At 56.8% G+C, this 24,332-nt stretch carries 22 protein-coding genes, 2 tRNA genes and 1 rRNA gene; 15 read left to right on the top strand and 10 right to left on the bottom strand.

The features are described from left to right. Positions 1-44 precede the first annotated feature (44 nt). The 3 genes from HYN24_RS03665 to HYN24_RS03655 all read right to left on the bottom strand — a co-directional run bounded on the left by HYN24_RS03665 (position 45) and on the right by HYN24_RS03655 (position 2,661). Positions 45-1,580, bottom strand: a 16S ribosomal RNA gene (locus HYN24_RS03665). Between the two features lie 314 nt (positions 1,581-1,894). Then, positions 1,895-1,970: transfer RNA gene (locus HYN24_RS03660), tRNA-Met, on the bottom strand. Positions 1,971-2,040: 70 nt separating this feature from the next. Further along, positions 2,041-2,661 (bottom strand): ParA family protein, encoded by a 621-nt coding sequence (locus tag HYN24_RS03655; RefSeq protein WP_117608009.1) that lies wholly within the window; start codon positions 2,659-2,661, stop codon positions 2,041-2,043. Positions 2,662-2,758: 97 nt separating this feature from the next. Between HYN24_RS03655 and HYN24_RS03650 the strand changes: the two genes are divergently transcribed. After that, positions 2,759-3,559 (top strand): IclR family transcriptional regulator, encoded by an 801-nt coding sequence (locus tag HYN24_RS03650; protein WP_117608008.1) that lies wholly within the window; start codon positions 2,759-2,761, stop codon positions 3,557-3,559. A gap of 132 nt (positions 3,560-3,691) precedes the next feature. Here the strand turns inward: HYN24_RS03650 and HYN24_RS03645 are convergent, their stop codons facing one another. The 3 genes from HYN24_RS03645 to HYN24_RS03635 form a co-directional block, all read right to left on the bottom strand. Next, entirely contained in the window at positions 3,692-4,936 is a 1,245-nt protein-coding gene (locus tag HYN24_RS03645; protein WP_240327724.1) for an MFS transporter, read from the bottom strand. A gap of 2 nt (positions 4,937-4,938) precedes the next feature. Continuing rightward, positions 4,939-5,340 carry an MAPEG family protein gene (locus HYN24_RS03640; RefSeq protein WP_205421433.1) on the bottom strand — a complete coding sequence of 134 codons (402 nt, stop codon included), beginning with the start codon at positions 5,338-5,340 and terminating at the stop codon, positions 4,939-4,941. Positions 5,341-5,502: 162 nt separating this feature from the next. After that, entirely contained in the window at positions 5,503-5,733 is a 231-nt protein-coding gene (locus HYN24_RS03635; RefSeq protein ID WP_117608007.1) for a DUF2789 domain-containing protein, read from the bottom strand. Between the two features lie 159 nt (positions 5,734-5,892). Here HYN24_RS03635 and HYN24_RS03630 point away from each other — a divergent pair, with 159 nt between their 5' ends. Further along, the gene (locus HYN24_RS03630) at positions 5,893-6,150 is read left to right on the top strand and encodes a hypothetical protein (RefSeq protein ID WP_117608006.1); all 258 of its coding nucleotides are present in this window, start codon (positions 5,893-5,895) and stop codon (positions 6,148-6,150) included. A gap of 178 nt (positions 6,151-6,328) precedes the next feature. On the opposite strand, the gene HYN24_RS03625 is transcribed toward HYN24_RS03630, so the two are convergent. Beyond that, positions 6,329-6,402 (bottom strand) — tRNA-Thr (locus HYN24_RS03625). Positions 6,403-6,447: 45 nt separating this feature from the next. Here HYN24_RS03625 and HYN24_RS03620 point away from each other — a divergent pair. From HYN24_RS03620 to HYN24_RS03570, 11 genes are all read left to right on the top strand, one after another. Continuing rightward, a complete protein-coding gene (locus HYN24_RS03620) occupies positions 6,448-8,220 on the top strand; it encodes a GGDEF domain-containing protein (protein ID WP_117608005.1) in 1,773 nt (590 codons plus the stop codon). 51 nt (positions 8,221-8,271) lie between these two features. Beyond that, positions 8,272-8,937 carry a bifunctional 2-polyprenyl-6-hydroxyphenol methylase/3-demethylubiquinol 3-O-methyltransferase UbiG gene (locus HYN24_RS03615; RefSeq protein WP_117608004.1) on the top strand — a complete coding sequence of 222 codons (666 nt, stop codon included), beginning with the start codon at positions 8,272-8,274 and terminating at the stop codon, positions 8,935-8,937. Between the two features lie 51 nt (positions 8,938-8,988). Further along, complete coding sequence (locus HYN24_RS03610) at positions 8,989-12,699, top strand: glycosyltransferase (protein ID WP_117608003.1); 3,711 nt, start codon at positions 8,989-8,991, stop codon at positions 12,697-12,699. A 132-nt stretch (positions 12,700-12,831) separates the two neighbouring features. Next, positions 12,832-13,515: a flagellin gene (locus HYN24_RS03605; RefSeq protein WP_117608002.1), complete on the top strand. Its 684-nt coding sequence runs from the start codon at positions 12,832-12,834 to the stop codon at positions 13,513-13,515. 77 nt (positions 13,516-13,592) lie between these two features. Further along, a complete protein-coding gene (locus HYN24_RS03600) occupies positions 13,593-13,964 on the top strand; it encodes a flagellar protein FlaG (protein WP_117608001.1) in 372 nt (123 codons plus the stop codon). Positions 13,965-13,982: 18 nt separating this feature from the next. After that, on the top strand, positions 13,983-15,323 hold the full coding sequence (gene fliD / locus HYN24_RS03595) for a flagellar filament capping protein FliD (protein ID WP_117608000.1): 1,341 nt from the start codon (positions 13,983-13,985) through the stop codon (positions 15,321-15,323). A 70-nt stretch (positions 15,324-15,393) separates the two neighbouring features. After that, a complete protein-coding gene (gene fliS / locus HYN24_RS03590; RefSeq protein ID WP_117607999.1) occupies positions 15,394-15,804 on the top strand; it encodes a flagellar export chaperone FliS in 411 nt (136 codons plus the stop codon). A gap of 43 nt (positions 15,805-15,847) precedes the next feature. Next, positions 15,848-16,096: a hypothetical protein gene (locus tag HYN24_RS03585; protein WP_117607998.1), complete on the top strand. Its 249-nt coding sequence runs from the start codon at positions 15,848-15,850 to the stop codon at positions 16,094-16,096. After that, positions 16,093-17,451, top strand: coding sequence for a flagellar hook-length control protein FliK (locus tag HYN24_RS03580; protein ID WP_117607997.1), 1,359 nt, complete (start codon positions 16,093-16,095; stop codon positions 17,449-17,451). The genes HYN24_RS03585 and HYN24_RS03580 overlap by 4 nt, the downstream gene beginning before the upstream one ends. Continuing rightward, a complete protein-coding gene (locus tag HYN24_RS03575; protein WP_117607996.1) occupies positions 17,435-17,746 on the top strand; it encodes an EscU/YscU/HrcU family type III secretion system export apparatus switch protein in 312 nt (103 codons plus the stop codon). Before HYN24_RS03580 ends, HYN24_RS03575 begins: the two co-directional genes overlap by 17 nt. Before the next feature lie 10 nt (positions 17,747-17,756). Continuing rightward, complete coding sequence (locus tag HYN24_RS03570) at positions 17,757-18,533, top strand: flagellar brake protein (protein WP_117607995.1); 777 nt, start codon at positions 17,757-17,759, stop codon at positions 18,531-18,533. A 22-nt stretch (positions 18,534-18,555) separates the two neighbouring features. On the opposite strand, the gene fliE is transcribed toward HYN24_RS03570, so the two are convergent. From fliE to HYN24_RS03555, 3 genes are read right to left on the bottom strand one after another with little or no spacing between them, the layout of a single operon-like run. Next, complete coding sequence (gene fliE / locus HYN24_RS03565; RefSeq protein ID WP_117607994.1) at positions 18,556-18,882, bottom strand: flagellar hook-basal body complex protein FliE; 327 nt, start codon at positions 18,880-18,882, stop codon at positions 18,556-18,558. 47 nt (positions 18,883-18,929) lie between these two features. Next, on the bottom strand, positions 18,930-20,291 hold the full coding sequence (locus tag HYN24_RS03560) for a sigma-54 dependent transcriptional regulator (protein ID WP_117607993.1): 1,362 nt from the start codon (positions 20,289-20,291) through the stop codon (positions 18,930-18,932). Next, positions 20,284-21,456, bottom strand: coding sequence for a PAS domain-containing sensor histidine kinase (locus HYN24_RS03555; RefSeq protein WP_240327723.1), 1,173 nt, complete (start codon positions 21,454-21,456; stop codon positions 20,284-20,286). The genes HYN24_RS03560 and HYN24_RS03555 overlap by 8 nt, the downstream gene beginning before the upstream one ends. A gap of 132 nt (positions 21,457-21,588) precedes the next feature. Between HYN24_RS03555 and fliF the strand changes: the two genes are divergently transcribed. Next, positions 21,589-23,337 (top strand): flagellar basal-body MS-ring/collar protein FliF, encoded by a 1,749-nt coding sequence (gene fliF, locus HYN24_RS03550; RefSeq protein WP_117607991.1) that lies wholly within the window; start codon positions 21,589-21,591, stop codon positions 23,335-23,337. Further along, the gene (gene fliG / locus HYN24_RS03545; RefSeq protein WP_117607990.1) at positions 23,327-24,328 is read left to right on the top strand and encodes a flagellar motor switch protein FliG; all 1,002 of its coding nucleotides are present in this window, start codon (positions 23,327-23,329) and stop codon (positions 24,326-24,328) included. The genes fliF and fliG overlap by 11 nt, the downstream gene beginning before the upstream one ends. Positions 24,329-24,332: the final 4 nt, after the last annotated feature.

Here is a 24,332-nt window from a genome sequence, read left to right as displayed (position 1 = left end):
CATGAACAACCGATAGGTTGTGGGTGCCACAGATGCTTCTCTAGAAAGGAGGTGATCCAGCCGCAGGTTCCCCTACGGCTACCTTGTTACGACTTCACCCCAGTCACGAACCCCGCCGTGGTAAGCGCCCCCCTTGCGGTTAGGCTACCTACTTCTGGCGGAACCCGCTCCCATGGTGTGACGGGCGGTGTGTACAAGACCCGGGAACGTATTCACCGTGACATGCTGATCCACGATTACTAGCGATTCCGACTTCACGCAGGCGAGTTGCAGCCTACGATCCGGACTACGATCGGCTTTCTGGGATTAGCTCCACCTCGCGGCTTGGCAACCCTTTGTACCGACCATTGTATGACGTGTGAAGCCCTACCCATAAGGGCCATGAGGACTTGACGTCATCCCCACCTTCCTCCGGTTTGTCACCGGCAGTCTCGTTAAAGTGCCCAACTAAATGATGGCAATTAACGACAAGGGTTGCGCTCGTTGCGGGACTTAACCCAACATCTCACGACACGAGCTGACGACAGCCATGCAGCACCTGTGTTCCAGTTCTCTTTCGAGCACACCCAAATCTCTTCAGGCTCCTGGACATGTCAAGGGTAGGTAAGGTTTTTCGCGTTGCATCGAATTAATCCACATCATCCACCGCTTGTGCGGGTCCCCGTCAATTCCTTTGAGTTTTAACCTTGCGGCCGTACTCCCCAGGCGGTCAACTTCACGCGTTAGCTCCGGTACTAAATGGTTTTACCCACCCAACACCTAGTTGACATCGTTTAGGGCGTGGACTACCAGGGTATCTAATCCTGTTTGCTACCCACGCTTTCGTGCATGAGCGTCAGTATTGGCCCAGGGGGCTGCCTTCGCCATCGGTGTTCCTCCACATCTCTACGCATTTCACTGCTACACGTGGAATTCCACCCCCCTCTGCCATACTCTAGCCTTGCAGTCACAAACGCAGTTCCCAGGTTGAGCCCGGGGATTTCACGCCTGTCTTACAAAACCGCCTGCGCACGCTTTACGCCCAGTAATTCCGATTAACGCTCGCACCCTACGTATTACCGCGGCTGCTGGCACGTAGTTAGCCGGTGCTTCTTATTCCGGTACCGTCATCCACACAGGGTATTAACCCATGCGTTTTCTTCCCGGCTGAAAGAGCTTTACAACCCGAAGGCCTTCTTCACTCACGCGGCATGGCTGGATCAGGCTTGCGCCCATTGTCCAAAATTCCCCACTGCTGCCTCCCGTAGGAGTCTGGACCGTGTCTCAGTTCCAGTGTGGCGGATCATCCTCTCAGACCCGCTACAGATCGTCGCCTTGGTGAGCCTTTACCTCACCAACTAGCTAATCTGATATCGGCCGCTCAATCAGCGCAAGGTCTTGCGATCCCCTGCTTTCCTGCTCACAGAATATGCGGTATTAGCGTAACTTTCGCTACGTTATCCCCCACTGAAAGGTACGTTCCGATACATTACTCACCCGTTCGCCACTCGCCACCAGGTTGCCCCGTGCTGCCGTTCGACTTGCATGTGTAAGGCATGCCGCCAGCGTTCAATCTGAGCCAGGATCAAACTCTTCAGTTCAATCCAACAAAACAACTCACAATTCACTGACAGTAATTCTCATTACTTCAATAGATTTCTCTATCCGTGTGATTGCCATAATACTTTTTGCGACTTGCGTCGCTTACGCATCAAGGCACCCACACCTATCGGTTGTCCAAATTGTTAAAGATCATTCACTTCACCGCGCCGTCGCTTTCGCTTCGTCTGCAGCAGAGAGGCAAGATTATGAACCAATCCCAACTCCCCGTCAAGCTATTCAGAACATTTCCTGAAATCTTTCTTTCAAACTCCAGAAACATGTTGGTTGTAGTATTTCCAATCAACTTGCTTGCTGGTTGCGGGAGCAGGACTTGAACCTGCGACCTTCGGGTTATGAGCCCGACGAGCTGCCAACTGCTCCATCCCGCGTCCGTCAGAGAGAGGGCGCATTATCCAGACCTTGGCCCGGCACGTCAAGAACTATTGTCGAAATGATGGACTATTTCTTTTCGATCCACTCGACCAAGCTCGACCACTGCTCTACATCGCGACGATGCCGGGCGCGTGGCGGATCGAATACGGTTGCACCGGCAGCGGCGACATTGACGTAGTTCTGGGTGTTTCTCAGATAAGCCACAATAGGAATATCGAAGTGCTTGAGGAACTCTTCCAGCATGGCCGCAGCCCGCGTGCGGGGATCGACGCGCATGGCGACAATGCCGACCTTGGTCCGCTGACCGCGAATTTCAGTCCGGATCGAATTCAGGAAGTCTTCCGTCGCAGCCATATCAAATACTGAGGGCACCAGGGGGACGACAACCTTGTCGACCGCCCGCAGGTAGTCCGTCAACTTGTAGCCCTGCAATCCGGCCGGGGCATCCACCACTACCCAGTCAGCTTCCTTCGGCAGACTGGACGAAATCTGGTTGCCGGCAAAGTAGCCCGTGATCGGCGACAGGGACGGGTCGCGAAAGGCCATCCAGCGCAAGGAAGACTGCTGGCGATCGAGGTCGCACAAGGTTGTCTTCTTCCCCTTGTTGGCAAAGTAGCCGGACAGATTCGTCGCCAGCGTCGTCTTGCCGGCCCCACCCTTCGGATTTGCAACCAGAACTGCCCGCATATGACCTCCCTTATAGTTTTAGCGGGGTCATTATATTCGCCGCCTCAAGTGGCTCATAGATGCATAGAATGTACGCTTTACTTTCATTACAACGATCATGCCGACAAAAGTAGCCAGCGACCGCCAGGGAATTCAGTCTATCGAGGTTGGATTCCGACTTTTGAATGTTCTGGCCGCGACCAATCGTCCGATGATGTTGCGTGACATCGCCAAAGGTGCCGGCATGCCGGCCGCCAAAGCGCATAGATATATGGTCAGCTTTCTCCGCATTGGCATCGTCGAACAGGACGGCAGCAGCGGTCGCTACGACTTGGGCGCCTACGCTTTGGAGTTGGGGCTTTCCGGATTAGGTCGTCTCGACCCCGTTCGTCTGGCCGGACCAATGCTTGAGGCGCTCTGCGAGGAAATTCACGAAACTGTTGCACTGGCGGTCTGGGGTAATCACGGCGCAACCATCGTCCGCATCGTCGATGCCGGCGGCCCGATCACCATCACCCTGCGCGCCGGCACCGTGTTGCCACTATGTAACTCGGCAACCGGAAGAGCCTTCGCCGCCTTTTACCGTTCGCCATTCCTCAAGCAGATGCTGGACAAAGAACTTGCTGATATCTCCGAGACCAGCAAAACCGCCATTACCACCGTTCGCCGGCAACTCGAGAAAAACCTCACGGAAATCCGCTCACATGGCATCAGCCGCGCCTCGGGCAGCCTGACCCCCGGCATCAACGGTTTCAGCGCTCCGGTCTACGATCACACCGGGACGATGGTGGCAGCAATTACGTCATTGGGTTCGATCGGTGACTTCAACGTCGAATGGGACAGCCCTGTCGCCAAGGCCATGCTTGAAGCAGCCAGGACGCTGTCGCACCGGTTGGGTCACGGCGGCATTAGCGAATAAGCTGCCGCCAAAATCGCGGGCTTTGCCGTCATGACGGACCGCCCCCCCCTCCTTGCTCTGCCTTATCGCGCTTCAAGTTGCGTCAGATCGACATTGTGATTGGCGGCACCGATGCTCAGCTTGGTGATCGCTTCAGTGACCGCCCCTGACACCCTGGTGTGCGGCCGCTATTTGCGCCTGCAGACGCTGCCGCCGACCAAATAGAAATATAGCGAAGATCAGCAGAACCCAGCCCTCAACAAACAACGTGCTCCCGGCACCAAAGCTGGCCGCAACGAAGCCAGCCAGCAACCCGCCGAGCGCATCAAAGCCGAAGCGGGCCGAGGTAAAGAACGAAACAATGCGGCCACGCAAGGCATCCGGTGCAGCATTCTGCAAGACCATATTGATACCCACATTGCACACCGAGATGCCAAACCCCAGGCCAACCATGCCGCAGAGTGCAAGGGGAAGCCAACTCGTGGAGGAAAAGACCACCAAGGAGACAGCACTGATCGCGACACCAGTCACCACCGCCGAAATCACCGCCTTCGTGGACCGTCGGGTAGCCAGCACAATCGTCGAAGCGAAAGATCCACAACCAGCCGCCCCCCACAGCCAACCGAGCGTCGTCGCATCGCCAGCAAATACATCACGGGCAAACACCGGCAACAGTACGGCATAGGCGGAAGCGGTCAGGTTCAGTGCGATGAGCGTGATAATCAGCATACGAATTACCCAGGTGCGCCACGCAAACAAAGCCCCCTCCTTGAACACCTCGCCAACAGAACCCTGAGCGCGCAGTGTTGCCTCGCCGCGAACGCACAGGACGGCGCCAATCAAGGCCAGGAAGGAAAAGCCGTTGATGGCAAAACAGACAGCCTCCGAGGTCAGCCCGAGGAGGAGGCCGGCAATGGGCGGGCCGATAAAGCGTCCGGCGTTAAACAGCATGGCATTGAGGGCCAGTGCATTCGGCAGATCATCGCGACCGCCAACGAAACTGCCAATCAACGATTGCCGCAATGGCGCATCAAAACTGCTCAGAACACCAAGAATCAGCGCCATCAGCACGATGAAGCCTGTGCTGAGCGCATCCAACCAACACAGGCCGGCCAGAACGAAAGCCTGCACAGCCATCAGCGACTGCACGCCGACCAGCCATTTTTTCTTGTCGTGCTTGTCGATCCAGGCGCCAGCCAAAGGCCCCACCACCAGTTGCGGGATCAGCCCACAAAAAGCCGTGACACCGAGCAAAGCGGCTGACCCCGTCAACCGGTACACCAACCATGCGAGCGCCACCTGCTGGATCCACGAACCAAGAATGGACACAGCCTGCCCGGCAAAGTAAAGGCGGAAGTTGCGGTGCGCCAGCGCCCGCATGCTGCCCGACAAAGCCACGCCTAGAGTCCTGCCACCATGGCAACGCAGAGCGCAGTACCGAGCAGATAGGTGCCAAGCGCACCGACGAATCGCGCTGGATTGGGCCGCGACAGGCTGGGCCAGGCCAGCAGGCCGATAACCAGCAAATAGCGGCAAAGGGTGACGGCGATGATCATATAGACAACCATATCGGATGGCCCACGCCAGCCAAAATACAGGAACAACACCACCAGAAATGGTGCGAACTCAGCCGTGTTGGCGTGTGCCCGGATCACCTTATTGAGCAAGCCATTGCGTTCTGGTGCCAGACCAGAGCCGATACCACTCCGGAAACGACAAATCGAGACAGCCAGACCAAGCAGAAAAAGCAGCACCCCGAGGGCGGCTGTGCAATATATAGCGACGGGATGGATGGCAAACATGAAACGATCCGTTGTCAAAAATCAGGGAAAAATATCGCCCCCCACGCGAGACAGTTGCAGTCACGAGAAGCAAATCCCGTCGCCGTCAGTGTAACCGACTGGCGCGCCTCACGACAGCAAGGGGAGATGACGGGTAATCCCCCGGCAGCGCCCGTTAGGACCTTACGACAAACGCCCATTCAACTCGTCGATAACGCCCGACCAATCCGCATCCTCAATAATTTCTTCCTTGAGAAATGCACGCTGCGAGGCAGTCCAGAAGGCAGCTCGGTATAGCGCCACCCCCTTGCCCAAGGGGCGATGGCTGGCGATAAAACACTCGATGGCCGCCGGCTGGTCGGGCAAGCCAAGCTGGGCAAATAGATTGCCCATTGTATGCAAACTGGCATTCATGCTAACTCCTGACCCAATTATCGGAATGATGATCGTGTCAGGTTTGATGACCAATCAGCCGGACAGTTCAATCGCCGGGGCCAAGCCAAGGCAGGCCTAAATTTTGCTGATATAAGGCCGTAAACAATGCCAGAAGGGCATTGTTCTTCGGAGGCAATCATGAAATATCACTGCACAGCCGACACGGACCTTGAAGAACTCATCGGTCACGAATGCATCGACGAAAAAGGCTCCACCTTCGCCTATGGCCCGTTTCCCATGGCCATGCTTCAAGATGAAGAACTGGTCCTGGAAAACAGTGCTGCCTTGCCAGTCATGATGGCGGCAAAGCTCCATGCCCTGAGCGTATCCCTGTTCATCGCCGAAATTGCCGTGCACATTCCGGCCGGTGAACACTTCCGGCTCATTCTCCAATAGCGGCAAATTTTTCTGCCGGAATGGCCGCTCCCTGACGAAACCCGCCCTATTGCGGCCAACCGCCGGTTATGATCCCATTCCATGGAACTGGATCCATTGGATAATTGGCAGCCGTGGGAGCAACAACGCAAAAAACAAAAAGGCCACTCCGAAGAATGGCCTAACTGTTTGATTTAACTGGTGCCCCCGAACGGAATCGAACCGCTACCTGATGATTACAAATCAACTGCACGACCTTCATGCTACGGGGGCCCAAGTGATGGGGCGCGATTATAGCTTGAACCTTCAAATTTCGACATGAACAAGCTGACCAATCCCTTCGAGATCGCCCGCGAGACGTTGCGCCTACTGGCGGTTCGCCGTATTCCGCCATCGCCCGAGAATTACCAGACCCTCTACCACGAGATCGCCGGGACCAAGCACGTTGCAAACACCTTCCCCGAATCGGAGTTGCGCTCACTGGCCGCAGCCTTGCCCAAGACCTCGCCAGACCAGCTACGCCTGGCCAGGCAACTGGAAGACGCGGTCAAGGCAGGCAACTGGGACGATTACAAAAAACATCTGGGCGACTTCGTTGCTGGTCTCGCCGAAGCACAAAAACTGGCCTGGTCCGAGGTTATCAGTGACCTGCTCCGACTGTGGGATGCAAAACACCCGGGCCTGACATCGGCCCGCAAGCGGGAGTCCCTTGAGCACGTCCTGGCAAGCAGCGGCGCCAACCCGGAAACCCTCTTCAACCGGATGCAGAATCTCCTGCGCTCCTGGGGCCAGGGCAAGGAACCAGATGCCACCGTACCGGTCGACATCGCTGCACCTCAACCGACTGCCAGCCCAGCCTCATCTTCGGCTGCCACTACCGCTGCCAGCACCGATCTGTTACCCGAATTACGTGAGCTGTTTGCCTTTACGCTTGAAACAGCGATGGCCACCCAACTGGTTGAAAGCCCTCAATTGTCGGCCGACGCCAAGGTACTGGCTCAGGATATCCGCACAGCAGGAAGCCCGGCCCAGTTGCAGGAATTTCTCACCCGACTGAAGCGCTTTGCCTTCAAGCTCGAACTGCTGGCCGAAGACCAGTCAGAACTCCGCCACAGCCTGCTTGGCCTGCTTCGCCTGCTGGTCGGCAACATCACCGACCTCGTGCTGGACGACCATTGGCTGCACGGTCAGATCGACGTGGTCCGCGAAATCATCGACAAACCCTTGTCACAGCGCGCCCTCGACGATGCCGAACGGCGCCTCAAGGAAGTCCTCTACAAACAAAGTCAGCTCAAAGCCAGCCTGTCGGAAGCCCGCGAAGCCATCAAACACATGCTGGCCGGCTTCGTCGACCAGCTGGCCGACTTTGCCGATGCGACTTCCGACTATCACGACAAGATTGAAAGCTGCGCCGAAAAGATTAGTTCGGCCAATGACATCTCCGAACTGGAAACCGTCCTCGGCGAAGTCATGCGTGAAACCAAGACTATTCAGATCAGCGCCCAGCGCTCCCGCGACGAACTGCGCACGACCCAGAAAAAGGTTCAGGAATCCGAAGCCCGCATCACCGAGCTTGAGCGCGAACTCGAGACCACCAGCGACCTGGTCCGCCACGACCAGTTGACCGGCGTTCTCAACCGCCGCGGCCTTGAAGAAATTTTTGCCAAGGAAGCATCCCGGGCAACACGCCACGACACCTCGCTGTGCGTCGCATTGATCGACATCGACAACTTCAAGAAGCTCAACGACTCGATGGGTCACGATACCGGCGACCAGGCCCTCATTCACCTCGCCACCATCTGCCGGGAAACCCTCCGCCCGCAGGACACAGTCGCCCGTTATGGCGGCGAGGAGTTCATCATCCTGCTCCCCGACACCCCGCTCGACGATGCCGTCAGCGCCCTCACCCGCCTGCAGCGCGAACTGACCAAGAAGTTTTTCCTGCACGCCAACGACAAGGTGTTGATTACCTTTAGCGCAGGGGTCACCCAAATGACTGCCGAGGACACCCAGGCAACGGTGATCAAGCGGGCCGATGACGGCATGTACAAGGCCAAGCAGACGGGCAAGAACAGGGTGGTCAGCGAATAGAGGCACCTACCGATTTGGTCAGTTCAGCATCTAAACAGATGGAGTTCAAATATGCACCAGACCCCTATACACAATGCACACAACCCTGACCTTTTACGACTGATCCCCAGCCATTCCCGGAAGGTTATCGAGATCGGATGCAGTTCAGGGGCTCTGGCGCAGGCGTTCAAGAATAATGCTAATTGTGACTGGTTCGGCATTGATATTGACCCAAGCTACGCAGAGGTCGCTAGCAAGCATTGCGACCATGCGGTGGCAATGGATATCGAAACTGCTGACAGCAAGTTCTACCAAGAACAAGCCGATCGGGACTGCTGGGTTTTTGGCGACACGCTAGAGCATCTGAAAGATCCGTGGAAGATACTGGGGGCAATTCGAGAGGTTTTGCCAACAAATGGCAGCGTTGTCGCTTGCATTCCCAATGCACAGCATTGGTCGATCATCGCAAAGCTGTCGACCGGCGAATTCCGTTACGAAGATAGTGGCTTAATGGACAAGACCCACTTACGGTGGTTTACCAAAAAAACCATCATCGATTTATTCGCCTCCACTGGCTTTAAAATTGTCGCGGGATTACCCAGAGTTTATGACGAACCAGGCCGGGACAGAGTACTTCCGATGATTGGTGAAATAGCTCGCTTATGCGGCGCCGATGCCAGCATCGCGATCAACGATGCTATGGCGCTTCAGTATGTCGTTCGGGCAGAACCCGCCTGATAGTCAGCCGAAGCGATTCAGAGAAAAGCCCCGAACACAACATCGCGCAAAATGAAAAATCCGAAAATATCCGTCATTATCTGCAGCATAGAAGCCATCAAATATGCTCGCATTTGCGAGAACTACAAATGCCTATTTGCCGATGTGCCCTACGAAATCATCGGTATTCATGACGCGCGTTCGCTGGCCGAAGGATACAACCGTGGAATAACGCAATCTAGCGGAGATATATTGATATTCTCCCACGATGACATACTCATACTGGATGAAAATTTTGCGGAAAAGATCATCGATCGCCTATCCAGATTTGATCTATTGGGTTTTGCCGGCGCAAGCAAAATCATAAGTGGTCAATGGATAGATGTCGCCAATCGATATCTTCATGGCGTTATTGCGCACGCGTTGCCTAAATCAAAATCATTGGACCTCAACGTATTTGGTGCCCAAGAATGGCCCACCATCCCTGGCATAAAAGTTATTGATGGACTACTTATGGTCGCTACGCGTCAAGTAGCCGCCGATATTAGGTTCGATGCCTCCATCTTTGATGGCTTTCACCTTTATGACCTAGATTTCAGCTTTTCGGCCTATTTGGCAGGTTTCAAGCTGGGCATTTGCTGCGACATTCCCCTTATCCATGAGTCCGGTGGCAACTTTGACAGGAAGCAGCGCGAGTACGCCCAGCGCTTTGTTAGCAAATATGCAACACACCTTGACCCTCCCGAGTGCAGCCGACCCAGCACCGTCTCATTGAGCCACGCCTCCAGTTGCGAAGACACTGAAGCGCTCCTTTACCTCTGGAATAAAGACACCCTGAAACGAATCAGTACGACAATCCTGAGCACAGCTGCCTTTCAGCAGAATCCGCCTGAGCATGCCATCCGTACTTCCAATTTGCTCCAGCCGATTGAAAGTACGCCTGAAAATTTCTTGCATGTCCCCCCCGCAAACTCCGCTGCACTTGCGGCCGAGTCTCTCGGCGCCTTTTCACAAATCGCCAGGCCCAATCAAATCAGCACAGACTGGGGAGCCTCAAGTACCACAAGCCTTATCAGCCAGAAATATCAATACTGGCTTTCGCAGCGCGAACTCATTGAGACCGACATAACGTTTCTTGAAAGTAGTATTCCGGATCACATTAGTCCGCTCAACGAGCAAAAATTTCATTTCTTTATCCGCCTGCCAGCTGGTTTAGAGAGCAAACTCGCCGATACGCTTGACAGCCTCGGCCTCCAAGTCAATGAAAACTGGCACCTTGACGTGGTAAGTACCTTGCCCGGCCCTGCGGGACTAGAAGATGTGCCCAATGTCGGCTGGCAGACAATCCCCTGCTCCGATGATTTCAAGCATGCTGTCGATCGCCTTGCCGAGGTCAGTCCATGCAATTGGATTATCGAAATTCCGGCCGGGGCCAAGCTGGACATCTTGTACCTGTGGCGACTGGCCAAAGAGGCCTCCCTCTTTCCCGAAGCAGCCGCGCTTTTTGTCGACGACGATTGCATTGATGGCGCAGGCAACCGACACACACCGCGCTTCAAGCCAGGAACCAACCCAGCCCATTTACAAGGAATGGACCTGGCCGGGCCGCTTTGTGTTCGCAAGGAAGCCTGGATCAAGAGTGGCGGATGCGGGGTATATGGTGGCAGCCCTTGGTTTAGCCAGCTGTTACGCCTTGCTGCCGCATTCGGCTGGCCCAGCATCAAACACATTCCCGACCAGCTCATCACGTATCCAGACAGTTTCCCCAGCGACACCAACGCCTGCCTACTGACCTTGATTGAGCACCAGAAGAATCAAGGTTTAGCAGCCGAACTGGTACACGCCACGGCACAAAGCTGGAACACCCGAGGACTATTCGATCAGCCACCTCCGGTGACGATAGCCATCCTCTCGCAAGGACAACTCGAACTACTATCACGCTGCTTCGAAAGCATCGAGAAGATCACGCGCTATCCGGAATTCACGATACAGATCGTGACCGACGAAGGGGAAAATGATCCTGATCTTGATCAATGGATCAAAGATGCCGAGGCACAATCAAAATTCTGCAAAGTACGGAGGGTGAATAACAAATCCACCCCCAACCATGCCGCTCGCTGCAACGCAGCAATCGCCGCAGCCGAAAACGATCTGGTTCTCCTCGTCCGAGAGGAGATCGTCATCGTGCAGGACAACTGGCTTGAAGAACTCGTTCATACCTTCATCCAAGCCGATATCGCTGCGGCTTTCCCGCAGCATCACAACCCTGGCGATGCCAAAGTTCTCGCTACAGACAATACCCTTGGTTTAAAAAACACCAACGAGTCAACAATATGTGGCATTGCCAAGCTCGGTGAAAGCGGCTACCTCGATAGCCTTAAACTGGCACAGGATGCCAGTTCCCTGCCGTCGACTTGTTTCCTGATCCGCAAAAAGGACTATCTAGACGCAGGGGGCATGGATGAAACCGCCCTTGGCGATCATCTCGCCGATTGCGACCTTGGTCTCAAGCTACGCCAACGCAACCTGCGCCTGATTCGTCAGCCACGGGCAAGCATTGTCTATGGTGGAGAAACCTCAGCCTACGACACCATGCTCCGATTGACGTCTGCTATCGCCAAAATCGATGCCAACAAGTCCTTCCGCCAACGCTGGGGAAAGGTAGGTATGGTCGACCTTTATTGGAATCCGAATCTGTCGCTCGCCGACGCTGCCCCTACCCTGGAAACTGAATATCGACCACAGTGGCAATATGTTCCAGCCGATACCCCGCGCATACTGGCGCATCCTATCTATAACGCACAAGGGGACTTCCGGATCAGGTCACCCCTGAGGGCGGCGCGCAAGGCCGGACTAGCAACCGAATGTGTGTGGCCCCAGAAGCTGGGGGTTAAGCCGAGGTATCACACGCAGGCTGAAATTGCCCGATTGGCGCCCAGCACAGTCATTGTTCAAAACTACATTCACAATATGGCGCTTGAATCGCTTGACGAATGGCGTTCGGCCCCAACATGCCCTTTCGTCGTCTATGCCCTTGATGATCTTATCAGCGATATGGACAAGAACAATCCCTTCCGGGAGAACATTCCACCGAATGCGCGCGCCCGCCTGAAATATGCCCTGGCACGATGTGACCGACTGGTCGTCTCCACAGAGTTTTTGGCGGAAACCTATCGCCATCTGATCCCCGATATACGGGTTGTACCCAACCGGCTGGAACAAGATATTTGGCGCCCGCTCGACAGTCTCAAACGCACAGGGAAAAAGCCGCGGGTCGGATGGGCTGGAGGTTCAACACACCAAGGTGATTTAATGCTGTTGAAGGAAATCATCGAACAGACTCGGGATGAAGCAGACTGGATATTTTTTGGCATGTGCCCGGATGAAATCCGGCCTCTCCTCGCTGAATACCACGACCTTGTTCCGTTTAGCGAATATCCAAAGTTTCTGGCCTTGCTCAATCTCGATATCGCAGTCGCCCCCCTGGCTCAAATCCCCTTCAATCAGGGCAAAAGCAATTTGCGCCTGCTCGAATACGGCAGCCTCGGTCTTCCAGTCGTCTGCACGGACATTGACCCGTACAGGAATAGTCCGGCCTGCCGCGTCGTCAATACGTCTCAAGCATGGATCGATGCCCTGCGCGCACGAATTCACGATGCCGAGGCGCGCGAACGGGAGGGCAAAGTCATGCGCGACTGGGTTCATGCCAATTACCTGCTCGAAAACCATGTGGAAGACTGGCTGCACGCCCACCTCCCCGCGCCGCAAGAAAAAAATGCGTGACCTTGAAAATTTTCCTAAAGTATCGCCGCCCTTTGCCGTAAAGAAACTTGTCAGCAGAAAAAACGGTAGGGGTGGAAGAAAGCTTACCCGCCAGTAACCACCCTAGGTGCTTTCTAGATTAGGAGAATCAAAATGTCACAAATCAACACCAACAACTACTCGCTCAACGCCCAAAAGAATCTGGCCAAGAACTCTCTCGGCCTTGCTTCGGCCCTTGAACGTCTCTCCTCCGGTCTGCGCGTCAACTCCGCCAAGGACGACGCCTCGGGTCTCGCCTCTGGCGTCAAGATCGATGCAGCCGCCCGTATTACGAATGTCAAAATCCGCAAACTGGGTGACGACATCTCTTCCGCCCAGATTGCCGATGGCGCCCTTGCAGTAGTCGGCGACATCATGGCGCGTATCATTGAATTGAACGCCGTTGGTGTAGCGTCGGCAACCTCGGCCGAACGTGCCCTGCTCTCAGCTCAAGCCGCAACGGTTCAAACAGATGCCTCCAACGCTATCGCTGAATTCGGTGGTACTGCAGGTGCGACTATCGCTGTAACCGGTGCCGAAGCCGCATCGAGTGACCTCGCGGCACTCACTACAGAGCGGATCAAGCAAGGTTCGATCATCAACAACTCGCAGTTTGCCATCCAGGCGAAGCAAGCCTCCTACGAAAACCAACGGGCCGCCCAAAGCCGTATCATGGATGCCGACTTTGCTCAGGAAACCTCGAATCTCTCGCGCTTCCAGATTCTCCAGCAAGCAGGTACGGCGATGGTTGCCCAAGCCAACGCAATCCCGCAAAACGTGCTGACTCTGTTGCGTTAATAGGCTGCTGCCTCAAACTCGAAAAAAGGTGCGGTGGCTTTATCAGGCCGCTGCACCTTTCTCGTTAGGAGCCGAAAATGACCACCGATCTGATTAGTAACGTAAATTCACCACCACGCGCGCCCCTGCCAGAGGCCGCCGCTATCGCGACACGCCAGCCAGCCGTTGTAAGTAGCAAGGCCGCCGAACCGGTCAAGCCCCCTCAGGCGGCCGAGAAAACGCCAGACAAGCTTGAAGTCAAACAAGCCGTAGAAAAAATTGCCGAGTTCGTTTCCTCGAGACAATCGGAACTCAGCTTTTCGATTGACGACACTTCGGGCTCCCAAATTGTTAAGATCACGGATATCCAGACCAAGCAGGTCATCCGACAGTTCCCATCAGAAGAAGCGGTGGCAATTGCCCGTGCCCTGGACAAACTGCAAGGTCTTTTGATCAGAGACAAGGCATAACGATAGAGGGAAATCGCCATGGCAACCACCAGCTCTCTGGGCATAGGCACCGGCGTGGATTTGCAATCCATGCTAAGCAGCATCATTACTGCCGAGCGAGCCCCCATCAGGGCGCTGGATACCAAGATCTCGGCGGCCAATAGCCAAATTTCCCTCTACGGCACACTAAAGTCCAAGCTTGATGCGCTAAATTCAGCCGCCGATACGCTACAGTTTCCTTCCAAACTTTCGGCCCTGAGCGCAACATCCAGCGACACGACAGTACTCGGCGCAAGTGCTTCATACACCGCAGCAGTCGGCAGTTATGGCCTGGAAGTGACGCAACTGGCTAGCGCGCAAAAAAGTTTCACCACCGCATATGCTGCAGGCACTACTTTCTCCGCTGGCGATCTAACTTTCACAGTTGCCGGAGTCGCTGCCACGCCCATTAGCATCAGCGCAGGGGCGACGTTAGAAAACGTGAGCTCCGCCATCAACGCCGCACAAATCGGCGTGACAGCAACCGTAATTACCGACTCAACGGGCAAGCAACGTATGGTAATGACCGGTGACAAATCGGGCACTGGCAAAGGGTTTTCGTTAGTTTCAACAGTCGCCGCATCGGGCGGACAAGACTCACTGGCAACCTTCGACACAGCTACGGCTGGATTGAATCGCAAGGACGCACTGGATGCCAAGATCAAGATCGACGGCATCGAAGTCAACTCAAGCACCAATACATTTTCGAACATCGCTGGACTGACCTTGACCGCTGTGAAATTGGGGACATCAAACGTCACCGTGCAAAATGACAGCACCAAGATTACTGCAGCGGCGCAAGCTTTTGTCGATAGCTATAACGCGGTGGTTACGCTGATAAAAAACAATAGCAACTACGACGCGACCACCAAAACCGCCCAAGCCTTCAATGGCGACGGCACGGTTCGTTCGCTGCTCAACACATTGAGTAGCGCCAGAACAACTGTTCCAACAGAACTTAGCAGCGCCACCTTGAAAACGCTTTCATCAATCGGTGTCAGCGTCCAGACAAATGGGCAGCTAAAACTCGATACCGCCGCACTAAGTTCAGCAATCAGCACATCAGCCACCGATGTCGTCAAAGTGCTCAATGCCTATGGCAAATCGTACAGTACGGCTGTAACAGGCATACTGAGCGGCAACGGTTCTGTGGCAAGTCGAATCAGTGGCCTCAACACTACTGTTAATCGTTACAAGGACAGTCAAGCCACATTGGAACTCCGGGTCAGCCTAGTCGAGAAGCGCTACCGTGCTCAATTTACTGCGCTCGATAAGATGGTTAGCTCCATGCAAACCACAAGTAGCTACCTCAGTCAGCAAATCGCGCAACTCCAGAAATGAAACAGGAGAATGGCGCTCGTTTGCCCTGTCCTTGCTAAGATAATCGCACTTTTGTCCAGATCGTCAATTCATGTTTTCAAACCCCATCGCCTCCTATCAACAAATCAGTATCGAATCCGATATCCGTGGTGCCGACCCGCATCGCCTGATTGTGCTGCTGTTCGATGGTGCTGAAAGTGCGATGCAGCAAGCCCTGGTGCTTTTGGCTGCCAACGATTACAAGGGAAAATCCGACGCCCTGATGAAAGCCATCGACATCATCCTGAGCGGCCTCTCGGCCAGCTTGGATACCGAGCAGGGTGGCGATCTGGCACAGAATCTCAAGGCGCTTTACGAATACATGGTGTCGCGTCTGGTGTATGCCAATGTCCACAAGGATGCAGCGGCCATTCGCGAAGTTCAGGGTTTGCTTGGCGAGATAGCCTCCGCCTGGCGTGAAATCGGCACCCCCGGGAGGCAGAATCCTGAACAGCAACCCTAGCCCGGAAGATATCCTTCTGCGGCTCTCCAGGGGCCTGCAAACCTTGCTGGAGGTTGCTGAAAAGGGTGAATGGGAAAAAGTCGATGGTCTGCATCACGATCTGCTGCACACCATGGATATTCTCTGTGCACCGCCACCGCATGATCTGACCAAGGCTGAGCGTGCCGCACAGGTCAGGGGCGTCCTGCTACTCCTGCATGATGCCGTGGCCGTCTGCTCGGAACGCAAAGATCAGATTTCCGGTCTGGTCCACGCCTTTGCCAAAGCGATCGATCCACCGGCCACCCCATGATCCCGCCGGACGTCGCCAGCAGTCTGCGTCTGGTCATGCCGGACCTGCAATCGGTCACCAACGCTCAGGCGCAACCCGTTGCCACAGCCCAGCGCATTGCCGATGTCCTGAGCAATCTCGTCCCCGGCCAGCGCATCATGGCCGAAATTCAGGCGATGATGCCGAATGGCACCTACCGCGCCTTGGTCTCCCAGCGCGACATAACGCTCGCCCTGCCGTTTTCGGCCAAACCCGGCGATGTCCTCGAACTTGAAGTCACCGAGAGCGACGGCAAGCTGACCCTGGCCTTCGTGGCCAATCGCTCAGCCGGCAACAACGCGGCCCCGCCGCAGGAATCGGTAAGCACCTCGCTGAGCAACGCCGGCAAGGTCATCGGCAATTTATTGACGCCCCTCGAAGGCGAAGGCAAGCAGGCCCCGCCAGCCCCACTGAATCGTAGCCAGCCACTGGTCGAGACGATGCCAAAAAACGCCGCCGATCTCGCCCCGGTATTAAAGCAGGCACTCACGCAGAGCGGCATGTTCTACGAAGCCCACCAGGCGCGCTGGGTCACTGGACAATTGCCGACGGCGGCATTGCTGCAACAGCCACAGGGAAAACTCTCGCCAGCACCGCAAAATGCCCCGGCTTTCGTCAATCGCAGCGCCAGCTTTCCGCTTGCCTCACCGGTCGCCAGCCCGCCTGATGCTATCGCGGCCAGCCCCCTGCCGGGTAATCTCGTGGCCCCGGCAGCGTCGGCGATTTCAGCCACCCTGTCATCACCGGCGATGCCCGCGACACCAGCTGCCACGCCAGGCACCACGGCTGATCTCGAGACACCCGGCACGCAGTTGCCGGATAAGTCATCCGGCCTCAACATGGCCGTGCCAGTCAATCAAAAATACGGCGAAACACTTACGCAGGGATTGCCCGACCGAAACGGCGCCCCCCATGGCGCAGTGGCGACAAACATTCCGGCCGCGGCCAGCGAAAATCCGGTTCCCCGCGAACTGGTGGCGCTCGTCCAGCAACAGCTCAATGGTCTGGCGACGCAGAATTTTGTCTGGCAAGGCCAGGTCTGGCCAGGACAGCCGATGTGGTGGGAAATTTCCGGCGATCCTGAATCCCGACCCTCACCGGATGGCGAACCCGATAGCCAGTGGCTGACCCGCCTCAAACTCGACCTACCCGCACTCGGCGGCATCGATGTCGCGCTGCGCCTGGGGGCAGGCGGCGCTGTCAGCATTTCAGTCAGCGCAGAAATGCCAGCCAGTGAGGCCAAGTTGCGAGACGGTGCCCAGGCGCTACGCGAGCAACTGACAGCCGCCGGACTGAACCTGACCCAAATCTGCGTCGATCATGGCCAAGCCGGGTAGTGACGCCACCCGCGAGGCAGTCGCTCTGGCCTACGGCCAGACCGATGCCGCTCCGCGCGTCGTGGCCAAGGGCAAGGGGCTGATCGCCGAGCAGATCATTGCCCGCGCCAGGGAACATGGCATATATGTCCATGAATCCCCCGAACTCGTCGCACTACTCACCCAAGTGGATATTGACGAGCGCATCCCACCCCAGTTATACAGGGTAGTTGCTGAACTGCTGGCCTGGCTTTACCGTCTTGAACATAATAGCGCCAACACCCTCAGCAGCCCGCCCGCTCAACCACCACCGTGATTCAGGTTTCATGACTATTGCCCAGAACGACGTATCGGTTCCAGTTTTCGAAATCGACCAGCCCGCCAGCTACGGCAAATACCTTCTCCACAACCGCGCCGAAATCCTCATCCACCTGCGCGCCCTGCTCAAGAACCGGACGCTGATTACCGTTTATCTTGACGAAGGCAAACAGTTCTTCCTGTCGTCCCTGCTCGGCATTGACGAAGCCGGCAACCAGCTCATCCTCGACCGTTCCAACCACGCGGCAAACAACGAGGCGGCGCTCAAGGCGACCCGCATCACCCTGTCAGCCCCGCTTGACCGGATCAAGATCCAGCTTCGCATTTCTGGTCTTTCAACGACTACCATCGATGGCAACCCGGCCTTCAGCGGCGCTATTCCGACCGACCTCCTGCGCCTGCAGCGACGTGAATTCTTTCGCGTCGAAACACCGCAAGCACAGCCCTTGCGCTGCCAGCTGGCCGTTGCCAAGGCATCCGGGCACAACATGGTTCTCGATTACCCGGTTTTCGATTTGAGTGGTGGTGGCCTAAGCCTGCTCGGCCCGATCCGGGACGCCGAATTGTTTACGCTGGGGGAGTTGTTTCATGATTGCCGCCTGGAAATTCCCGGCGAAAGCGTACTGTCGATCAACCTGCGCGTCTGCGAAATCCTCAAGAGCGAAATGGCCGACGGCGAACAACAAATGCGCCTGGGCTGCGAATTCGTCAGCCTGCCCGGCACCCGTCAGGCCTTTATTGAGCGCTATATCGCTCGCCAGTCGCGAGAGCGCAAGACTCGCTAATCTGCGCCTCTGACACCACTCATCAAATCTGGATGTTCATCACGTCCTGATAAGCCGTCACCAGCTTGTTACGGACCTGCACCATTTCCTGGAAGGAAACGCTGGCCGTCTGCAACGCGATCATGACTTCGTGGAGATTCTGGGTGGTATCGCCGGCGGCAAGTTTTTCCGCCATCGTGTCGGCCTGCTGCTGGGTCTGGTTAACCTTGTCGATCGACGATTTCAGGACCTGGGCAAAATCGACACCGCCGGCCGCGCCCGCACCGGTGCTTTCAGCCGGTTTGCCGGTAGCCTGCGCCGCGGTGGACCGCAACACGCTCAACATTTGTTCAATACCTTGGGTGTCCATAACCAGCTCCTTAAACCTGCCTCAATACAAGCAATAGTCAGGCCAACTCAATCCTTGAAAAAACCTTCATCCCGATACTGCTGCAGCTTGTAGCGCAAGGTGCGCTCTGAAATACCCAGCCTCTCGATTGCCATTTTCCGCGAGCCACCCACTTCGGCCAAGGTCCGAAGGATATGTTCGCGCTCTATATCCTTCATATTATCAAGCCTTTTGTCGGATTCAAGCAGTGGCGCTTCGCTGGCTGGCCGCGACACCTCACCGGCCTGCGGTGATGTTGGCGCGGGAGCCAGTCTCAGGTTGTCTACGCCGATCTCCGCCCCGGTGGACAAAATCAGTGCCCGTTGAATCACATTTTCAAGCTCGCGCACGTTGCCGGGCCAACCATGACGCAGCAGCGCCTGTTCCGCTGCGGGGCCGAAACCGACGCCGCTGCGTCCGAAGCGACCACCATGCTCGACCAGAAAATAGCGGGCGATCGGCACGATATCAAGCGGCCGCTCACGTAACGGCGGGATGGCCACCGGAAAAACATTGAGCCGGTAGTAAAGATCCTCGCGGAAGACCCCTTTCGCCACAGCCTCCGCCATATCGCGGTTAGAGGTGGCGACGATGCGGATATTGAGGGCCACCGGCTTCTTGCCACCAACCCGCTCGACCTCGCGTTCCTGCAGGACGCGCAGGAGCTTGGCCTGCAGCCCCATGGGCATTTCGGTAACTTCGTCGAGGAGCAAGGTACCGTCTTGCGCCTGCTCGAACTTCCCGGCCTGTGCCTGCTGCGCCCCGGTAAAGGCCCCCTTTTCGTAACCGAACAGCGTGGCCTCAAGCAGACTATCCGGGATCGCGGCACAGTTGATGGCGACGAACGGACCTTCCCGCCGGGCCGACTGGCGATGAATGAAGCGAGCGACCACTTCCTTGCCAACCCCTGACTCTCCGGTCAGAAGAACTGTCGCATCGGTCTGGGCGACGCGCTGGGCGATAGCAAACAGGTCACGGCTGGCCGGATCGATGGCAACCACACCACCGCCATCATCGGTATCCGGCAACTCGTATTTGTTGATATGTGCCAGCAAGGCCTTCGGCTCAAACGGCTTGAGCAGGAAATCGCAGGCCCCGGAACGCATGGCGTCGACCGCCTTGTCCACCTCGGCGTAAGCCGTCATGAGGACCACCGGCAGATGGGGCAGGCGGGCCCGGATTTCCTTGAGCAAGGCAATGCCATCCATCGGCATCATCCGCACATCGCTGACGACAATCGAGAAAGCCTGTTCGCCCAGCGCCGCCAGCGCAGCCTCGCCACCATCAACGGCGACATACGGGCGGCCTGCAAGCTCGAGCGTATCGCCAATCGCCTCACGCAGACTGGGATCATCTTCGACAACAAGAATGGGCAAACTATGTTCAGCCATGGTGTTCAGATTCGCTCTCTGCCGGTGCCACCGGCAAGGTAATGACAAATTCGGCGCCGTCACCCGGCTCCGAAAAAATTTCGATGGCCCCGCCATGCGCCCGCGCCACACCGAGTGCGATGGCCAGACCGAGGCCGGTTCCCTGCCCCTTGGTGGTAAAGAACGGCTCAAAAATCCGCGCCTGCATGTCACGCGTAATTCCTGGACCACTATCGCGCACGCCAATCGCCACCAGATCGCCGCGACAATTGCCGGAGAGGCAAATTTTGCCGCCTGCCGGTGTGGCCTGCATGGCATTCTCGAGCAGATTGACCAGCCCCCCGAACAAAGCCTTGCGACTACCGACGATGATCGCCCCGTCACAGGCATCTTCTGCAACAAAAGTCAGCCCGTGTTCACGCATCAACGGCTCGACGGTTTGCGCCGCCTCAGCCAGTAGATCGGAAACCGGAATGACATCCCGGCCGATACTCTCGCCGCGGGCAAAAAGAAGCACGTCCTGAATCAGCCGCTCAAGGCGTCGCAACTGGCCGGACGCTTTTTCGGAGAATTTCGCCCGCATCTCATCAGACACACCTGCCGCGCCAAGATTGGAGGTATACAGCAGGGCTGCCGCCAACGGCGTGCGCAGCTGATGGGCCAGAGAGGCAGCCATCTCCCCCATCGCCGCGAGTCGCTGGCTACGCTCCAGCTCGGTTTTCATCCGGTGGGCAGCGGTCACATCATGGATCAGCAGTATCTTTCCGCCAGCTGATGGCAGGGCGCTTTCGCCGATCGACAAACGATTTTCCCCATGCAGCCATTCGCCAACCGCCATCGTCGGCTCCAAGCTGGCGCGGACCACATCACCCCAGTGCCAACCCACCATATCGTCGCCGAAAATCGCCATGGCCGCCGGATTAACCGCCGCCACGATGGCTGATGCGTCGAGCAGGACAACGCCCGCCGGCAAGGCATCCAGCAAGGACGACAGACGCTCGGAAAGCGCTTCCTTTTCCTGATACTGCCGGCGCAACTCGCCATTCGCCACCGCCAGCTCTTCGGTCAGCGAGGTAGCGCGAACCTGAAGCGCCTCATAGGCCTGGGTCAGTTCGGCCGAAACCTGATTGAACATGGCAAACGCCCGTTGCAATTCGGCGGTCTTCGTGTCGGTATCAGGGGTCAAGGAATCGCTCTGGGCGGCAACTGCGAAAAAAGAAAGGGTGAATTCAGCTCGGGTAATAGTAGAATATTTCTAGGATAATTTGGCTTCTCTATTGATTCTTCTTCTGTTTCACCGCAATTTGACCGGCTATTGATGGCAGCAACTACTGAGACGACAGCAGGAAACGCACCGGGAGGAAATCCGGCAGAGCGTCTGCGCGACGCCTTCAACAGGCTCGGCAGTCAGCAGAAGCTTGTCTTCATCGTCGCCATTGCCGCCCTGATCGCCATCGTCGTCGGCACCATCCTGTGGAGCCGCCAGCCCGACTGGAAGACACTTTTCTCCAATCTGAACGAAAAGGACGGTGGCGCCATCGTCACCGCCCTCGAACAGCAGAACATCCCGCATCGCTACAGCGAGAACGGCGCTCTGCAGGTACCGGCTGACCGCGTGCACGACATTCGGCTCAAACTCGCTTCGCAGGGCCTGCCGCGCGGCGGCATGGTGGGCTTTGAACTGATGGAAAACCAGAAATTCGGCATCAGTCAGTTTGCCGAACAGGTCAATTACCAGCGAGGTCTCGAAGGCGAACTGGCCCGCACCATCCAGTCGATCGGCGCCGTCCAGTCAGCTCGTGTCCATCTGGCCATTCCCAAGCCCTCGGTCTTCGTCCGCGAAGAACAAAAGCCGACCGCATCGGTCATGCTCAACGTCTATGCCGGGCGCACCCTCGATAGCGGCCAGATCGCCGGCATCACGCATCTGATTTCGTCCAGCGTACCGCAGCTGCCGGCCACCAACGTCACCGTCATCGACCAGAGCGGCACCCTGCTCTCCCAGCTCAAGAGCAAGCTAACCGAAGCCGGCCTCGACGCCGCCCAGGTCAAATATGTCCGGGATATCGAAGGCAGCATCATCAAGCGTATCGAAGACATTCTCAAGCCAATGCTGGGCAACGACAATTTCAAGGTTCAGGTCGCCGCCGATATCGACTTCTCCCAAAGCGAGCAGACGGCCGAAAGCTACCGTCCCAACAACACCCCGGAAACCACGGCCATTCGCAGCCGGCAGACCAACGAATCAGCCAGCATCAACCAGTCAGCCGGTGGCGTACCAGGCGCCCTGACCAATCAGCCACCGGTGCCGGCCACCGCCCCGCTGACCCAACCGGGCACCGGCACGGCGCCCGCCCAGCTAGGCAAGCCGGGTGAAGCCCAGGGCCGCCTTGATGCCGCCGGCCTGACTGCACCGCTCAACGCCGTTGGCCAGCCGGTGAACACGAGCAAGAACGCCACCGTCAATTTTGAAGTCGACAAGACCATCCGCCATACCAAGCAAGGCATGGGCGACATCCGCCGCCTGTCCGCCGCCATCGTCATCAATCATCGCAAGGATGTCGACAAGAACGGCCAGCCGGTCAACAAGCCGTTGCCAGATGCCGAAATGAAACAGATCAACGAATTGGTCCGCGAGGCGATGGGCTTCAACAAGGAACGCGGCGACTCGATTTCGGTGGCCAACGCGCCGTTTACGGCCGGCGACAAGAACGAAGCCTCCGCCCCGCTATGGAAAGATCCGGAAAACATTTCGATTGCCAAGGATCTGGTCAAATACCTGCTGATTGCCCTGATCGTCGCTTTCCTCTTCAAGAAGGTCATCCAGCCATCGCTAAAGACGATGTTCCCGTCGCCCGAAGAGCGCCGGGCAGCCGCCGAGGCCGAGAAAGCAGCAAACGCCACCAACCATGCCCGCGTGGCTGGCGCCTACGGCGAGCAAGGCGCCGACACCAGCATCATGGACAACTACGCCGACAAGGTGCAAAAGGCACGCGACATAGCACAGACCGACCCCAAGGCGGTCGCCAACATCATCAAGGACTGGATGGGCGCCAATGCCTCCTAGCGACGACGGCCTGGAAAAGAGCGCCACTCTGCTCATCGCCCTCGGCGAAGACAACGCCTCCGAGGTGCTCAAGCACCTAGGGCCGCGCGAAGTGCAAAAGCTTGGCCATGCCATGGCGTCGCTCAAGAGCGTGCCGAGAACGACCATTGAAACCGTCCTCGACGCGTTTCATAAGGACGCCGAAGAACACAGTGCGGTTCACGTAGACACCGACAATTACATTCGCTCGGTGTTGACCAAAGCACTCGGCGACGACAAGGCCTCGAATCTCATTTCGCGCATTTTGCAAGGTGGCGAAACTTCCGGCATCGAAGGCTTGAAATGGATGGACGCGACGACCGTTGCCGACCTGATCAAGAATGAGCACCCGCAGATCATCGCGACCATCCTGGTTCATCTCGAGCACGACCACTCCAGCGAAATCCTCAATCACTTCACCGAACGTCTGCGCAACGACGTCGTTTTGCGCATCGCCACCCTCGAGGGTATTCAGCCAACCGCCCTGCGCGAACTCAATGAAGCGATGATGCGCATCATGTCCGGCTCGGGCAGCGTCAAGCGCACCGCGATGGGCGGCGTCCGGACGGTCGCCGAGATTCTGAACTTCATCGGCACGGCCAACGAAACCTCGGTCGTCGATGCGATCCGCGAATACGACCCTGACCTCGCCCAGAAGATTCTCGACGAGATGTTCGTCTTCGAAAATCTCATGGAGATCGACGACCGCTCGATCCAGCTCATCCTGCGCGAAGTGCAGTCCGACTCGCTGATTCTCGCGCTCAAAGGCGCCTCGCCCGAACTGCGCGAAAAGATTTTCAAGAACATGTCGCAACGGGCTGCCGAAATGCTGCGCGAAGACCTCGAGTCGAAGGGGCCGGTTCGCCTCTCCGAAGTCGAAGGCGAACAGAAGGAAATCCTCAAGGTGGTCCGCCGTCTGGCCGACGAAGGACAAATCGTCCTCGGCGGGGCCGGCGGCGAGCAAATGGTCTAAGCGA

This window comes from Dechloromonas sp. HYN0024, from assembly GCF_003441615.1.
Classification (GTDB): Bacteria; Pseudomonadota; Gammaproteobacteria; order Burkholderiales; family Rhodocyclaceae; genus Azonexus.
Note: the sequence above shows the minus strand (reverse complement) of the source record. Positions and strands in the feature narration are given on the sequence as shown.

Bases quoted from the DNA above. Each gene is read 5' to 3' on its own strand.
- HYN24_RS03655 (WP_117608009.1), bottom strand. From the start codon at position 2,661: ATGCGGGCAGTTCTGGTTGCAAATCCGAAGGGTGGGGCCGGCAAGACG.
- HYN24_RS03650 (WP_117608008.1), top strand. From the start codon at position 2,759: ATGCCGACAAAAGTAGCCAGCGACCGCCAGGGAATTCAGTCTATCGAG.
- HYN24_RS03640 (WP_205421433.1), bottom strand. From the start codon at position 5,340: ATGTTTGCCATCCATCCCGTCGCTATATATTGCACAGCCGCCCTCGGG.
- HYN24_RS03635 (WP_117608007.1), bottom strand. From the start codon at position 5,733: ATGAATGCCAGTTTGCATACAATGGGCAATCTATTTGCCCAGCTTGGC.
- HYN24_RS03630 (WP_117608006.1), top strand. From the start codon at position 5,893: ATGAAATATCACTGCACAGCCGACACGGACCTTGAAGAACTCATCGGT.
- HYN24_RS03620 (WP_117608005.1), top strand. From the start codon at position 6,448: ATGAACAAGCTGACCAATCCCTTCGAGATCGCCCGCGAGACGTTGCGC.
- HYN24_RS03615 (WP_117608004.1), top strand. From the start codon at position 8,272: ATGCACCAGACCCCTATACACAATGCACACAACCCTGACCTTTTACGA.
- HYN24_RS03610 (WP_117608003.1), top strand. From the start codon at position 8,989: ATGAAAAATCCGAAAATATCCGTCATTATCTGCAGCATAGAAGCCATC.
- HYN24_RS03605 (WP_117608002.1), top strand. From the start codon at position 12,832: ATGTCACAAATCAACACCAACAACTACTCGCTCAACGCCCAAAAGAAT.
- HYN24_RS03600 (WP_117608001.1), top strand. From the start codon at position 13,593: ATGACCACCGATCTGATTAGTAACGTAAATTCACCACCACGCGCGCCC.
- fliD (WP_117608000.1), top strand. From the start codon at position 13,983: ATGGCAACCACCAGCTCTCTGGGCATAGGCACCGGCGTGGATTTGCAA.
- fliS (WP_117607999.1), top strand. From the start codon at position 15,394: ATGTTTTCAAACCCCATCGCCTCCTATCAACAAATCAGTATCGAATCC.
- HYN24_RS03580 (WP_117607997.1), top strand. From the start codon at position 16,093: ATGATCCCGCCGGACGTCGCCAGCAGTCTGCGTCTGGTCATGCCGGAC.
- HYN24_RS03575 (WP_117607996.1), top strand. From the start codon at position 17,435: ATGGCCAAGCCGGGTAGTGACGCCACCCGCGAGGCAGTCGCTCTGGCC.
- HYN24_RS03570 (WP_117607995.1), top strand. From the start codon at position 17,757: ATGACTATTGCCCAGAACGACGTATCGGTTCCAGTTTTCGAAATCGAC.
- fliE (WP_117607994.1), bottom strand. From the start codon at position 18,882: ATGGACACCCAAGGTATTGAACAAATGTTGAGCGTGTTGCGGTCCACC.
- HYN24_RS03560 (WP_117607993.1), bottom strand. From the start codon at position 20,291: ATGGCTGAACATAGTTTGCCCATTCTTGTTGTCGAAGATGATCCCAGT.
- fliF (WP_117607991.1), top strand. From the start codon at position 21,589: ATGGCAGCAACTACTGAGACGACAGCAGGAAACGCACCGGGAGGAAAT.
- fliG (WP_117607990.1), top strand. From the start codon at position 23,327: ATGCCTCCTAGCGACGACGGCCTGGAAAAGAGCGCCACTCTGCTCATC.